At 64.1% G+C, this 14181-nt stretch carries 15 protein-coding genes and 1 riboswitch; of the genes, 13 read left to right on the forward strand and 2 right to left on the reverse strand.

Translation table 11 applies throughout. From position 1 onward, the window contains the following. Positions 1-11 precede the first annotated feature (11 nt). The 8 genes from IVA75_RS31995 to IVA75_RS32030 all read left to right on the forward strand — a co-directional run bounded on the left by IVA75_RS31995 (position 12) and on the right by IVA75_RS32030 (position 9057). On the forward strand, positions 12-650 hold the full coding sequence (locus IVA75_RS31995; RefSeq protein ID WP_247287956.1) for a PQQ-binding-like beta-propeller repeat protein: 639 nt from the start codon (positions 12-14) through the stop codon (positions 648-650). A gap of 216 nt (positions 651-866) precedes the next feature. Then, a complete protein-coding gene (locus tag IVA75_RS32000) occupies positions 867-1517 on the forward strand; it encodes a LysE family translocator (RefSeq protein WP_247287954.1) in 651 nt (216 codons plus the stop codon). 57 nt (positions 1518-1574) lie between these two features. Next, positions 1575-3143 carry a DUF4403 family protein gene (locus IVA75_RS32005; RefSeq protein ID WP_247287953.1) on the forward strand — a complete coding sequence of 523 codons (1569 nt, stop codon included), beginning with the start codon at positions 1575-1577 and terminating at the stop codon, positions 3141-3143. A gap of 134 nt (positions 3144-3277) precedes the next feature. After that, positions 3278-4417: an ABC transporter ATP-binding protein gene (locus IVA75_RS32010; protein ID WP_247287951.1), complete on the forward strand. Its 1140-nt coding sequence runs from the start codon at positions 3278-3280 to the stop codon at positions 4415-4417. Between the two features lie 87 nt (positions 4418-4504). Further along, a complete protein-coding gene (locus IVA75_RS32015) occupies positions 4505-5554 on the forward strand; it encodes an ABC transporter substrate-binding protein (protein WP_247287949.1) in 1050 nt (349 codons plus the stop codon). 33 nt (positions 5555-5587) lie between these two features. Then, positions 5588-6850, forward strand: a complete 1263-nt coding sequence (locus tag IVA75_RS32020) for an ABC transporter permease (RefSeq protein ID WP_247287947.1) — start codon at positions 5588-5590, stop codon at positions 6848-6850. Beyond that, the gene (locus IVA75_RS32025) at positions 6847-7677 is read left to right on the forward strand and encodes an ABC transporter permease (protein WP_247287945.1); all 831 of its coding nucleotides are present in this window, start codon (positions 6847-6849) and stop codon (positions 7675-7677) included. Before IVA75_RS32020 ends, IVA75_RS32025 begins: the two co-directional genes overlap by 4 nt. Positions 7678-7842: 165 nt before the next feature. Further along, positions 7843-9057: an ABC transporter substrate-binding protein gene (locus IVA75_RS32030; protein ID WP_247287943.1), complete on the forward strand. Its 1215-nt coding sequence runs from the start codon at positions 7843-7845 to the stop codon at positions 9055-9057. Between the two features lie 176 nt (positions 9058-9233). Here the strand turns inward: IVA75_RS32030 and IVA75_RS32035 are convergent, their stop codons facing one another. Both IVA75_RS32035 and IVA75_RS32040 read right to left on the reverse strand, forming a co-directional pair. Further along, positions 9234-9779 (reverse strand): PRC-barrel domain-containing protein, encoded by a 546-nt coding sequence (locus IVA75_RS32035; protein ID WP_027570651.1) that lies wholly within the window; start codon positions 9777-9779, stop codon positions 9234-9236. A 294-nt stretch (positions 9780-10073) separates the two neighbouring features. Next, entirely contained in the window at positions 10074-10304 is a 231-nt protein-coding gene (locus IVA75_RS32040) for a hypothetical protein (protein WP_247287942.1), read from the reverse strand. Between the two features lie 245 nt (positions 10305-10549). Here IVA75_RS32040 and IVA75_RS32045 point away from each other — a divergent pair, with 245 nt between their 5' ends. From IVA75_RS32045 to IVA75_RS32065, 5 genes are all read left to right on the forward strand, one after another. Beyond that, positions 10550-11098 carry a lytic transglycosylase domain-containing protein gene (locus tag IVA75_RS32045; protein WP_247287941.1) on the forward strand — a complete coding sequence of 183 codons (549 nt, stop codon included), beginning with the start codon at positions 10550-10552 and terminating at the stop codon, positions 11096-11098. Between the two features lie 52 nt (positions 11099-11150). Next, a riboswitch (TPP riboswitch) is annotated at positions 11151-11279 on the forward strand. After that, positions 11267-12286, forward strand: a complete 1020-nt coding sequence (locus IVA75_RS32050) for an FAD-dependent oxidoreductase (protein ID WP_247287940.1) — start codon at positions 11267-11269, stop codon at positions 12284-12286. Its footprint overlaps the riboswitch before it by 13 nt. Then, entirely contained in the window at positions 12277-12474 is a 198-nt protein-coding gene (thiS, locus tag IVA75_RS32055) for a sulfur carrier protein ThiS (protein ID WP_135175802.1), read from the forward strand. Before IVA75_RS32050 ends, thiS begins: the two co-directional genes overlap by 10 nt. Before the next feature lie 151 nt (positions 12475-12625). Further along, entirely contained in the window at positions 12626-13408 is a 783-nt protein-coding gene (locus tag IVA75_RS32060; protein ID WP_247287939.1) for a thiazole synthase, read from the forward strand. Then, a complete protein-coding gene (locus IVA75_RS32065) occupies positions 13395-14003 on the forward strand; it encodes a thiamine phosphate synthase (protein ID WP_247287938.1) in 609 nt (202 codons plus the stop codon). Before IVA75_RS32060 ends, IVA75_RS32065 begins: the two co-directional genes overlap by 14 nt. The last annotated feature ends 178 nt before the right edge of the window (positions 14004-14181 follow it).

The raw sequence follows: 14181 nt of genomic DNA on the forward strand, positions 1-14181 counted from the left end.
GGACCGAGCAGATGAAACGTTCAGCCGCCGAGATCGTCAGGGAATACGGGCCCTTTGCGGGCGTCGAAGCCGTGCATGGCGTCACCTATGACGGCACCCATGTCTGGTTCGCGTCCGGCGACAGATTGAACGCGGTCGATCCGGCCGATGGCAAGATCGCCCGCTCCATCGATGTCGCCGCGCATGCCGGAACGGCGTTCGACGGCCGTCACCTGTTTCAGATTGCCGAGGACCGCATCCAGAAGATTGACGCTGCGACCGGCAAGGTGCTCGCCACCATCCCTGCCCCCGGCGGCGGCGGCGATTCCGGATTGGCCTGGGCCGAGGGCTCGCTCTGGGTCGGACAGTATCGGGAGCGCAAGATCCATCAGGTCGATCCCCAGACGGGAAAGATTCTCCGCACCATCGAAAGCAAGCGCTTCGTCACCGGGGTGACGTGGGTCGACGGGGAGCTCTGGCACGGCACCTGGGAAGGCGAGGACAGCGACATTAGGCGGATCGACCCCGAGACGGGCAAGGTGCTGGAGCAGCTCGACCTGCCTTCAGGTACCATGGTCTCAGGGCTCGAGTCCGACGGCGGCGATCACTTGTTCTGCGGCGGGGGAAATCGCGGCAATGTGAGAGCCGTCCGCCGTCCCCGGCGCGGCTAATCTCAGGATGGGCCCCACAGCTTTGTTCAAGATGGCTTGCCGACACTTGGCTGTTGCGCTCGCTGCGATCATGCGGACGTGAGTGCCTAGCCACATTCCTAAGGGGCGTACGAAAGACGCTCGCCCCAATGCGGGTTGAACCGATGAATGGATTGACAGTCGGCCTCCGCACTACTTATCTCATACTGCTCATTCCTTTTCACGGTATCCCTTTCTATGTTCAACGCTCACGTTCTGCTCGCGTTCACCCTTGCATCGCTGGTGCTGAACATTACTCCAGGTCCGGACATGATGTTGACGCTCACGCGCGGCATGACGCAAGGCTTTAGAGCTGCCTTCATGAGCGTCTTGGGGACATTCTTTGCCGGATTCATCCAAATACCGCTTGTTGTTCTAGGTCTCGCCGAAATCTTCCAGCATTCACCGGAACTGTTCTCCGCCGTGAGATTGCTCGGTGCGGCTTACCTAGCATACCTTGGTGTTCGCGCTTTTTGGCGGAGTATTCGCCTCGATAAGAATACAGCACGCGCGGCGCCGGCAGGCGCACACCGAGCTGCTTTCATACAGGGCTTCACTACGAACCTGCTCAACCCGAAGGTCTTCCTGTTTATGACGGCGTTCCTGCCCCAATTCACTGATCACACTGTTGGTCCGGTCTGGGAACAACTGTTGATTCTTGCAGTAGTCTCGAAGACCCTTGGCTGCGTCGTCTATGTCGGCATCGCCGCTGGCGCTTCCAGCATTGGCGGCTGGCTTTCCCGCAACGCCTGGTTTGCCAAGCTACAAGAAGGCATCCTTGGCGCTGTCATGCTTGCCATTGCAGGGTTGCTTTTCGTTGATCGTAGCGCCCCGGCGCCCACGCGCTAGGCTAGCGCCCTCCTCGCCTGCCCTGTAGACTTCCGCTCCGGGCGGCCTGGGGGATTGATGCGACTAACGCTGAACTTGAAGACTATCCTGATCGCCATCGCGGTGCTCGCGGCGTCGTTCTTCATCAGCCTGAAGGCGATGGACTGGCTGTCGCCGCGCGCGACCAATTCCGCGCCTCCGGTCGCGCAACTGCCGCCGCTGCCGCCCGCCTCCAAGAGCTCGATCGTGATCGCACCGGTCGCCATCGCGGTGTCGGCGATCCGCGAGCAGGCCGAGAAGGCCGCGCCGCGTAATTTCGCGGGGAAGGCCGAGAACCCGATCTCGCAGATCCTGGAGAACGCCGACATCGGCTGGTCCGCCGTACGCGGGCCGATGGCGGCTGCCGGCGACAAGGACGTGCTGACGATCTCGACGCCACTCAGCGGCAAGCTGAACGTGACGGGATCGCTGTCCTCGAAGGCCACCGGCGCGCTCGGCGACGCGCTCAGCGGCGTGCTCGGCGGTGACGCGGCGAAACGAATCGGCGCGGTCAACATCAAGAACCTGAATGCCAGCGCCGAGATCAAGGGTAACGTGGTCATCACCTCGCGCCCGAAGCTCGCCGCGAACTGGCATCTCGAGCCCAATCTCGGCGCCCAGGTCAATCTCGGCGACACCAACCTCAACGTCGCCGGCGCCAAGGTCAACGTGCCGGCGCAGGTGAAGCCGCTGATCGACAAGAACGTCGGCGAGCAGATCAACATCGTCTCCGAGCGCATCCGCAACGATCCGTCGCTGCGGGAGAATGCGAAGCTACAATGGGCCAAGGCCTGCCGCTCGATTCCGCTGCAAGGCTCGGGGTCTTCCGCCGCGCTGCCGCCGCTCTGGCTCGAGATGAAGCCGACCCGCGCCACCGCGGCGCAGCCGCGCGTCGACGCACAGAACGTGACGCTGCTGCTTGGCCTCGAGCTCGAGACGCGCGTGATCTCGACACCGTCCAAGCCGGACTGTCCGTTCCCCGACAAGATCTCGATCGTGCCGCCGACCGGCACCGGCGTGAACATCGGCGTGCCGATCGACGTGCCCTTCACCGAGATCAACAAGCTGATCGCGGCGCAGATGGTCGGCCACACCTATCCCGAGGACGGCTCCGGTCCGGTCGATGTCACCGTGAAAAGCGTCAACGTGGTCCCGTCGGGCGAGCGGTTGCTGATCTCGCTCCTGGTCCGCGCCAAGGAGAAGAAGAGCTGGCTCGGTCTCGGCGCGGAGGCGACCGTGCATATCTGGGGCCGGCCGATGCTCGACCAGGCGCAGCAGACGCTGCGACTCGCCGATATCCAGCTCGCGGTGGAATCCGAGGCGGCCTTCGGCCTGCTCGGCGCGGCGGCGCGCGCGGTCGTGCCGCAGATGCAGCAGGCGCTGGTGCAGAAGGCGTCTCTCGACCTGAAGCCGATCGCCGCCAACGCCCGTGAGAAGATCGCGGCCGCGATCGCCGACTACCAGAAGAACGAGGACGGCCTCAAGGTCGATGCCAAGATCGACAGCCTCACTCTCGCCGACATCGCCTTCGATTCCAAGACGCTGCGCATCGTCGCCGAAGCCGGCGGCTCGCTCAATGTGTATGTCACCAAGCTGTCGGGAATGTAGCGCGCGCCTTTCCTCAACGGATCCGTTCGCGTCGTCGCTTGCGCCGCTGGCATTCTGGTCGGAGGATGCTAAGCTGCTCTTCACAACCTCAGACGAGGTCCTGACAGCATCGTAGCTGATAACGCGAGGACAACATGGAAGCCGGCACGGTCCCCCCTGCGCCGGCACTGGTGCGCTTTTCCGGCATTCAAAAGACCTACGATGGCGAGCACCTCGTGGTGAAGAACCTCGATCTCGACATCAGGAAGGGCGAGTTCGTCACCCTGCTCGGCCCGTCCGGATCGGGCAAGACGACCACGCTGATGATGCTGGCCGGCTTCGAGGTTCCGACCCAGGGCGAGATCTACCTCGCGGACCGGCCGATCAAGAACGTGCCGCCACACAAGCGCGACATCGGCATGGTGTTCCAGAACTATGCCTTGTTTCCGCACCTGACGATTGCGGAGAATATCGCCTTCCCGCTATCCGTCCGCAACACGAACAAGGCCGAAGCGCAGGAGCGCGTGAGAGCGGCGTTGCGCATGATCAAGATGGAAACCCTGGCGCAGCGGCGGCCCGGGCAGCTATCCGGCGGCCAGCAGCAGCGCGTGGCGCTGGCCCGCGCGCTGGTTTTCAATCCGCAACTCGTGCTGATGGACGAGCCGCTGGGCGCCCTGGACAAGCGCCTGCGCGAGCAGATGCAACTGGAGATCAAGCAACTGCACGAGACGATGGGCATCACCGTCGTCTACGTCACCCACGATCAAAGTGAAGCGCTCACGATGTCGGACCGCATCGCCGTGTTCAACGACGGCATCGTGCAGCAGATCGACAGGCCCGACGCGCTGTATGAGCATCCGGTGAACAGCTTCGTCGCCCATTTCATCGGCGAGAACAATGTGCTGTCCGGCACCGTCGAGACGGTCGAAAAACAATATTGCCGCGTTGCGCTGGCGGGCGGCGGCGCCGTGACCGCACGCGCGGTAAACGTATCGGGCACGGGCGCATCGACCTCGCTGTCGGTGCGGCCGGAGCGGATCGCCATTATCCCGGATGGCACCTCCAGCGACGAACCCAACCGACTGCCAGCCAAGGTGCAGAACACCATCTATCTCGGCGACCACGCGCTGGCCGTGCTCGACGTAGCCGACAACAAGGAGTTCATGGTCAAGCTTCAGCCGGGGACGCATGACAGCCTTAGACATGGCAACGTAAGAGCTGGCAGCCTTACACCCGGCGATGACGTGTTCATCACCTTCCGCCCGGAGGACTGCCTGGCCCTCGATCCCGTCTGATCCAAACATGCAGCATCTCGCCAACGCGGGCGGGCCTGCACCGACCAAGCTCAACGCAAGTCACGTGAAGAAGAAGGAACAAAGACCATGCTGAAGCGCAAGATTGTCCTGGGGTTCGCCGCGGCACTCACCGCCAGCGCGGCGCTGGCCACGGTCGCGCAGGCGCGTGACCTCACCGTCGTGTCGTGGGGCGGCGCGTATCAGGATGCCCAGAAGAAGGTCTATTTCGAGCCGTTCAAGAAAGCGGCCGGTGTGCCCATGAACGACGAGTCCTGGGACGGCGGCGTCGGCGTGTTGCGCGCCAAGGTGCAGGGTGGTGCCGCCACCTGGGACGTCGTTCAGGTCGAGAGCGACGAACTGGCGGTCGGCTGCGAGGAAGGCCTGTTCGAAAAGCTCGATTATTCGAAGATCGGCGGCGAGGCCGCCTATATCCCGCCGTCGGTCAACGCTTGCGGCGTCGGCGCCATCCTCTACGATTTCGTTCTCGGCTACGACAAGGACAAGCTCAAGGAGGCCCCGAAGGGCTGGACCGACTTCTTCGACACCAAAAAGATCCCGGGCAAGCGTGCCCTGCGTCAGGGTCCGAAGACGACGCTGGAGATCGCCCTCATGGCCGACGGCGTCGCGCCAAAGGACGTCTACAAGGTGCTGGCGACCGACGAGGGCATCGAGCGCGCGTTCAAGAAGCTGGACACCATCAAGGGCGACATCGTCTGGTGGAAGGCCGGCGCCCAGCCGCCGCAATTGCTCGCCTCGGGCGAGGTGGCGATGACCTCGGTCTACAATGGCCGCATCGACACCGCGAACAAGAACGAGAAGAAGAATTTCGGCATGGTGTGGGACGGAGCCCTCTTCACCATCGACACTTGGGTGATCCTGAAAGGCAGCCCGAACAAGGACGCGGCCTACAAGTTCCTGGACTTCGTCGGCAAAGCGGAGAACCAGTCGAAACTGTCGGAGAACATTGCCTATGGCACCTCGAACAAGGACGCAGCCGCCCTGCTCGCGCCTGCCGTTCTGAAGGACCTGCCGACAGCGCCTGACAACATCAAGAATGCGGTCGAGATCAACGTTGCCTTCTGGCTTGAGAACATCGACCGCCTGACCGAGCGCTTCAACAAATGGGCCGCGAAATAGCGCGCCCGCAGGGCTCGACCGAAGGTAACACGAATGACGGATGCGCTCTTGACCGGCGCCGATGCGTCGACCGAGGTGCCGCTCAAGCGCCGATTGCGGCGGGCGGAGCGCGCGCGCCAGATCAAGGCGCTGGCACTCATTCTGCCGCTTCTCGTCTTCCTGCTCTTCACCTTCGCTGGGCCCATCGCCGGCATGCTGTGGCGCGCCGTCGATGACCGGGAGGTGCGTCTGGTTCTGCCTCAGACCATCGCGGCTCTCGCCAGTTGGGACGGCAGGGATCTGCCGGACGAAAAGGCCTACGCGGCGCTGGCGGGCGACATCATGGCGGCGCGCGCTTCCGGCACCATTGCGATTGCGGCCAAGCGGCTCAATTACGCACTGAACGGCTTCCGCACGATCCTGACCACCACCGCACGCAACCTGAAGACTGCGCCCGAGCCCGGCACGGCCAGGGAGACGCTCGGCAAGATCAACCCGGCCTGGCGCGAACGCGCCACCTGGACCACGATCAAGGATGCCAGTGGTCCCATGACTGGCTTCTACCTTTTGTCGGCGCTCGATCTGACGCGGAACGCGGACGGCGCGATTATCGCAGCCCCGCCGGATCAGGCCATCTACCGCGACGTGTTCGCCCGCACCTTCCTCATCAGCCTCAGCGTCACGGCACTTTGCCTGATCCTCGGCTTCCCGGTCGCCTACCTGCTGGCGGCGCTGCCGCCCGGCCGGTCGAACCTGCTGATGATCTTCGTCCTGCTGCCGTTCTGGACGTCGCTGCTGGTCCGCACCTGCGCCTGGATCGTTCTGTTGCAGGGCAAAGGCGTCGTGAACGACAGCCTGCTCTGGCTTGGCTTCATCGATGCGCCGTTGCGCCTGATCTACAACCGCTTCGGTGTCTGCGTGGCCATGACCCACGTCCTCCTGCCGTTCATGATCCTGCCGCTGTACAGCAGCATGAAGGCAATCTCGCCTGCTTACATGCGTGCCGCCGCCTCGCTCGGTGCACCACCCCTCACCGCCTTCCTGCGGATCTACCTGCCTCAAACCCTGCCCGGCATCGGCGCGGGAAGCCTGCTCGTCTTCATCCTGGCGCTCGGCTATTACATCACGCCGGCACTCGTCGGCGGCGCCGCCGATCAAATGATCAGCTACTTCATCGCGCTCTACACCACCGAGACGGCCAATTGGGGCCTTGCGTCGGCACTGGGTGCGGTGCTGCTGCTCGCTACTGTTCTGCTCGCGCTCGTCTATGGAAAGCTGGTGCAGGGACAGCAGGTCACGGGAGGGATGAAGAATTGAGCGACAGTTCCTCCATCCGCACACCGAGCCAGCGTATCGCGTGGACCGCGACCATCGTGATCTCCACGCTGGTGTTCATCTTCCTGATCGCGCCGATCCTTGCGATCATGCCGCTGTCCTTCAGCTCGGGCTCGTACCTCACCTATCCGCTGCCGGGCCTCTCCCTGCGCTGGTATGACGACTTCATCAATTCGCCGCGCTGGATGAATTCGCTGAAGAACAGCATGATCATTGGTGTGGCCTCGACCCTGCTGTCGATGGTGCTTGGCACGCTGGCGGCGCTGGGGCTGGCGCAGTGGAAGAGCCGGTTCAAGCCGCTCGTGCTGGCCTTCGTGCTATCGCCGGTCGTCGTGCCCGGGGTCATCACCGCGGTTGGCCTGTATTTCTTCTTCGCGCCGATCGGACTGACCGGCAGCTATCTCGGCTTGATCCTGGCCCACACCGCGCTGGCGACGCCCTTCGTCGTGATCACGGTCGGCGCGACGCTGCAGAGCTTCGACACCAATCTGGCGCGCGCCGCCGCCTCGCTCGGTGCCTCGCCGCTCGACGCGTTCCGCCGCGTGATCCTGCCGCTGATCCTGCCCGGCGTGGCATCGGGGGCGCTGTTCGCCTTCGCGACCAGCTTCGACGAGGTGGTGATCGTGCTGTTCATGGCAGGTCCGGAACAGCGGACCCTGCCGCGCGAGATGTTCAGCGGCATCCGCGAGAACATCAGCCCGACCATCACGGCCGCGGCGGTGATCCTGACGACGGTCTCGGTCATCCTGCTCGCCACCCTGGAAGGCTTGCGCCGACGCAACGAACGGCTCAAGGGCAGCAGCGCGTGAGACTTCTCCCCCTCCCTGCTTGCGGGGAGAGGGCAAAAACACCGCAGCGCCCTGCTTATTTCTCAACCCTCCTCGCGCATTCCGGGCTTTGCTCCCGCGACCGATTGTCGTTAGAACGGCTCCCGCAACAAAGCCCAAACAACAACGCTGAGGGAGAAAAACAAAATGCAAAAACTCATCGCCGCGGTCGCGGCCGGACTCGCTCTCGCCGCCACGTCAGGCGCCGCCCAGGCGCAGATTTCCGACGACGTCGTCAAGATCGGCGTGCTCACGGACATGTCGAGCCTCTATGCGGACGCGACCGGCAAAGGCTCGCTCGCTGCCGTCGAGATGGCGGTCGCCGATTACGGCGCCAAGGTCGCGGGCAAGCCTGTCGCAGTGGTCTCCGCCGATCACCAGAACAAGCCCGACGTCGGCGTCAACATCGCCCGCAACTGGTACGACAACGACAAGGTCGACGCGATCTTCGACGTGCCGACCTCGTCGGTGGCGCTGCCGATCTCGGCGCTGACGCGCGAGAAGAACAAGATCCACATCAATTCCGGCGGCGGCTCATCCGATATCACGGGCGTCGCCTGCTCGCCCAACACGGTGCACTGGACCTACGACACCTATGCGCTGTCGAACGTCGCCGGCAAGGCCATGGTCAAGCGCGGCGAGGACACCTGGTTCTTCGTCACCGCCGACTACGCCTTCGGCATGGCGCTGCAGCGCGACGCCGCCAACGTCGTCAAGGAGAGCGGCGGCAAGGTGCTCGGCGAGGTCCGCCATCCGCTCAACTCGTCGGACTTCTCCTCGTTCCTGCTCCAGGCCCAGGCTTCCAAGGCCAAGGTGGTCGCGCTGGCCAATGCCGGCGGCGACACCACCAATGCGCTGAAACAGGCGGCCGAGTTCGGCCTGGTACAGGGCGGCCAGAAGATGATCGCCTTGCTTATGGAGATCACCGACGTTCATTCGCTCGGCATCAAGTCGACGCAAGGCCTGATCATCACCGACGCGTTCTACTGGGACACCAACGAGGAGACGCGCGCGTTCTCCAAGCGTTTCAACGAGAAGGTCGGCCACATGCCGACCATGATCCAGGCGGGGCTCTATTCGGCGACCATGCATTATTTGAAGGCGATCGACGCCATCAAGACCGACGAGGCACCGAAGGTGATGGAGCAGATGCGCAAAACGCCGGTCAACGACTTCTTCGCCAAGAACGGCAAGATCCGCATCGACGGCCGCATGGTCCACGACATGTATCTGTTCGAGGTCAAGAAGCCCGAGGACTCCAAGGGCGAGTGGGACCTCTACAAGCTGATCGCCACCGTGCCCGGCGACGAAGCCTTCCGTCCGCTGGACAAGGGCGGCTGCCCGCTGGTGAAGGGAAACTAGGGGCATTCTCCGTCATTGCGAGCGAAGCAGAAATGCTTCCGCGGTGGCAGCCTGGATTGCTTCGTCGCAAGAGCTCCTCGCAATGACAGCACCTCGCAGTGACCGGAGGCGAAAAAACACACGACAGCGCGCCCGGCAAAAACCGGGCGTGCTTCGTTTAGCAGTTCAGAGCCGCGTTACTCCGAGTACTTGAACTCGGGCATGTTCTTCAGCTCATCCTTGCTCGCATTGAACACGGCGTGGTCCGGATACCATTTCGACGAGGACGTGGCGGTCGTTGTCGTCGCGGGCTTGTTGTCGGTGCCGGTCGCGGCACCCGTCGTGGTGGTCGCCGCGGGCCGGTTGGCTGCGCTGTTCGGGTTGTTCCCGGCAGCACCGGTGTAGGCGACGGCCTCGTTGACGAACTTCAGCTTCTCATAGGGCACGGCAACCAGATGCTCGCCCAGGCCGAGAAAGCCGCCGACGCCGATCACGGCGATCTTGATGTTGCCGCTCTTGTCCATCAGCAGATCGTTGATCGAGCCGATGTTCTCGTTGGCGTCGTTATAGACCTTGATGCCGTCCATCTTGGACGTACGCCACTGTCCCGACGCGGTCGTGGTGGTCGTCGAGGCGGCGGCAGCCGGCGCCTTGTCGGTGGTGGCGGTCGGATTTTGCGCGAACGCAACGGTTGCGAGCAGTGCGGTACCGGCGAGACCGGCCGCGATCGATTTCATCAACATATTGTCCTCTCCTTCAGCAGAAAACTCGTGCGGAGAAAACAGCTCGGATCAGTCCCAGTTCCGCGCGTGCTGCAATTTCGTCGCGTGCTGCGCGAGTATCGAAGCCGCGTGCGTTTGTTCCTAAGTCACTCAGGAACATTTTGCAGCGCACGATTCCCCTCGACGATCACGCGGCGCGCGCGATCGCATATGGGGCGAGATCCGGAAAACTGTGCAGCGGTTTTCCCTCGCGACAAACTCGGAACGCGTTTGCGCGGAGATCATGCCCCAAAGATCATGCCCGAAGAACAAAACTCAGGCCGCGAGCGGCGGGTGCTCGAGGGCGGCCTCGTCGAAGATCGCAATCGCCTCGAAGCGATAATTGCAGGCGTGGCACATCCAGAGATAGGAGACGCGCCCTTCGCCCGGCTCGATCCAGTCGGGCCTCGGGATCAGCGTGCCGCATTGGGCACACGGGTTGTTTCTGGGCAAATCGTGTTCTGACATGTCGCCACTGTGGGCTTTGACCATGGTTGATTTTGTCATGGCACCTCTCCCGATTCGCTGGCCGTGACATACTCGCTTTCGTCCGCCCATGCGAATAGACAGGCCTGCTGTCGCGAGTTTGTCCGCCTGAGGGAACTCTGGCGCCAGCATTGAGTCGTCACTGCGGCTCGACGCCGCCAAAAAATTAGCGGCGGCGTTTGGTCACATCATCGCCGCGTTCGGGAGGCCTAAACGGCAGCCGGGCGCAGGCCTTCAATCAGTCTCAGGGACCTCCGGGAAATCTGATGAAAATTTTACATGTCGCCGCGCTGCTCGCGGCCGGACTGACGTTGCCGCAGGCCGCATTCGCGGGCCAGGCGGAGTACGCCGAGATGGTCGCGGCCCATGCGCGCGCCAACGGCGTGCCGGAGGCGCTGGTGCATCGCGTCATCATGCGCGAAAGCCGCTACCAGCCCGGCCTGGTCGGCCATGGCGGCACCATCGGGCTGATGCAGATCAAGCTCGCGACCGCCCGCGGGGTCGGTTACACCGGCGACGCCGCCGGCCTGCGCGATCCCAACACCAACCTCACCTATGCCGTGAAATATCTCGCCGGCGCCTATCACGCCGCCAATGGCGATCACGCCCGGGCCGTTCGCTATTTCGCCGGTGGCTATTACTACGCCGCAAAGCGGCAACGGCAGGAGGCCGTGCAGGTCGCCAACATGGGCGAGGCCAATATGGGCGCCCCTTGGCTCGAGCCAAACGGCAATCCGCAGCCGATGTTCGGCAGCGTCCCGCACCGGAAGCTCGCCCAGCGCGTCCGCAACGCCCGGGCGCAGGCGCCCAGGTAAGCGCGGTTCGCACCAAGCGCGTTGACCACCCAGCCCTGCTGGCATACATTAGAGCCGTTCCGAGGGGTGCTCCGAGGAGGAGCTGAGATACCGCTAAATGGGCAAATCCGCCCAGGACCGCGGTGACCCTTTGAACCTGATCCGGGTCATGCCGGCGAAGGGACAGGGATGTTGCAGACGACCAAGCGACCGGATTCCCCGGTATCCATCATCGGCGCAGGCATTGCGGGCGCCTGGCAGGCCTTGCTGTTCGCGCAGGCCGGACACGCCGTCACCCTGCACGAGCGCGGTGACGCCGACATGACCGATGCCACCAGCCATTGGGCCGGCGGCATGCTCGCGCCCTATTGCGAGGCGGAAGTCTCCGAACCCATCATCAGCCGCCTCGGCCTGCGCTCGCTCGACATCTGGCGGCGCGAGCTGCCCGACACGCCTTTCAACGGCTCGCTGGTCGTCGCCCACCCGCGCGAGCGCAACGACTTCGAGCGTTTCGCCCGGATGACCGAAGGCCATCGCCGGCTCGATGCCGCCGGCCTTGCGGAGCTCGAGCCGTCGCTCGAAGGCCGCTTCCGCGACGCGCTGTTCTTCCCGACCGAGGGCCATGTCGAGCCGCGCCGCGTGCTGCCGAAACTGCACGAGCGCATCGTTGCGGCCGGCGGCACCATCAAGTTCGACAGCGACGTCACCGCCCAGGATCTGCAAGGCCTCGACGGCATCGTGATCGACTGCCGCGGCCTTTCTGCGCGCGACGAGCAGCCGGAGCTTCGCGGCGTCAAGGGCGAGATGATCCTGATCGAGACCGCCGAGGTGCAGCTCGCGCGCCCGGTGCGGCTGATCCATCCGCGCTGGCCGCTCTATGTGATCCCGCGCGAGGACAATCTGTTCATGTTGGGCGCGACCTCGATCGAGGCCGAGGACACCGGCGTCAGCGTGCGCTCGGCACTGGAGCTGTTGGGCGCGGCCTATGCCGTTCATCCCGCCTTCGGCGAGGCCCGTATCGTCGAATTCGGCTCCGGCCTGCGCCCCGCCTTTCCCGACAATCTGCCGCGCATCGGCATCCGTGACGGCACGATCAGCGTGAACGGCCTCTACCGCCACGGCTTCCTGATCGCGCCTGTTCTGGCCGAGCTGACGCTGAGCTTTGTCGAGCGCGGCCAGATCGACAATGAGGTGATGCAATGCGCGTGATCGTGAACGGCGAGCAACGCGAGGTGAATTCGGCCAGCGTCGACGCGCTGCTCAGCGAGCTCGACTACGAAGGCACCCATTTCGCGATCGCGCTCAACTACGACGTCGTGCCGAAGAGCCGCTGGGCCGAGACGGCGCTGAAGGCCGGCGACGAGATCGAGATCATCACGCCGCGGCAGGGAGGGTGAAGATGGTGCGCTCGCCAAACACTCCGCCGTCATCGCCCGGCTTGACCGGGCGATCCAGTACGCCGCGGCGTCTCGGCTCCAGCCGCACGGCCGCGGCGTACTGGATCCCCGCCTTCGCGGGGATGACTGCGTCAATCGAGGAGACACCGACATGGTGACCTTCTACGGCAAGACCTTCCCCTCCCGCCTCCTCATCGGCAGCGCGCTCTATCCCTCGCCTGCGATCATGCAGTCGGCGATCCGCGCCTCCGGCTCGAACATCGTCACGGTGTCGCTGCGGCGCGAATCCGCCGGCGGCAAGACCGGCGATGCGTTCTGGAATCTGATCCGCGAGCTCGACGTCACCGTGCTGCCGAACACCGCCGGCTGCCGCAGCGTGCGCGAGGCAGTGACCACCGCCAAGCTCGCACGCGAATTGTTTGGCACGAGCTGGATCAAGCTCGAAGTCATCGCCGATAACGACACGCTGCAACCCGATGTGGTCGGACTCGTGGAAGCAGCAAGCCTCCTGATCAAGGATGGCTTTGAGGTGTTCCCCTATTGCACCGAGGATCTTTCGGTCGCGAACCGCCTGGTCGATGCCGGCTGCAAGGTGGTGATGCCGTGGGCCGCGCCCATCGGCAGTGCGAAAGGCATCACCAACCGCGACGCGCTCAAGCTGATGCGCGAGCGGCTGCCCGATATCACGCTGGTGGTCGATGCCGGCATCGGCGCGCCGTCGCATGCGGCCGAAGCGCTCGAGCTCGGCTACGACGCCGTGCTGCTCAACACGGCCATCGCCAAGGCGGCCGATCCCGTCGCCATGGCCAACGCCTTCCGCCTCGGTATCGAGGCCGGCCGCACCGCTTTTGAGGCCGGGCTGATGAACGCCCGCGATTTCGCCTCCCCTTCCACCCCTGTTGTTGGGACCCCGTTCTGGCATGCCGTATCCTGATCGCTTTTATCCCGTCGTCGACAGCCTCGCCTGGGTCGAGCGCCTGACGAAACTCGGCGTCGGCACCATCCAGCTGCGTGCGAAAGACCTCGACGATTCGCAGTCGCTCCAGATGGTCACCGATGCGCTCGCGATCACCGCGGGCACGCAAGCAAAACTCGTCGTCAACGATTATTGGCGCGCGGCGATTGTCGCGGGTGCAAAGTACCTGCATCTCGGCCAGGAGGACCTTGCCGACGCGGACCTCAACTCCATCCGCGAGGCCGGCCTGTCGCTCGGCGTCTCCACCCATGACGAGGACGAGCTTGAAACGGCGCTCGCCGCCGAGCCCGACTATGTCGCGCTGGGCCCGATCTTCTTCACCACCTTGAAGTCGATGCGCTTCGAGCCGCAGGGCATTCCGAAGATCACGGAATGGAAAAAGCGCATCGGCAATATCCCGCTGGTCGCGATCGGCGGCATCAAGTTCGAGCACGCCGCGGAGATCTTTGCCGCGGGCGCAAATTCCATCGCCGTTGTTTCAGACATCACCCAGAATGCCGACCCGGATGCGCGGGTGCGGCAATGGCTCGGCCTGTCCAAGGAGGCCGCGTGATGCTTCACCTCCCAGGCCATCCACACACTCCGTCGTCATCGCCCGGCTTGACCGGGCGATCCAGTACGCCGCGGCTTCTCGGCTTGAGCCGCACCGTCTCGGAGTACTGGATCCCCGCCTTCGCGGGGATGACAGTCGCAATTGACGCACGCGCAACGACATCAACGAACTCAAGGAG

This window comes from Bradyrhizobium sp. 134 (genome assembly GCF_023074155.1).
Classification (GTDB): Bacteria; Pseudomonadota; Alphaproteobacteria; order Rhizobiales; family Xanthobacteraceae; genus Bradyrhizobium.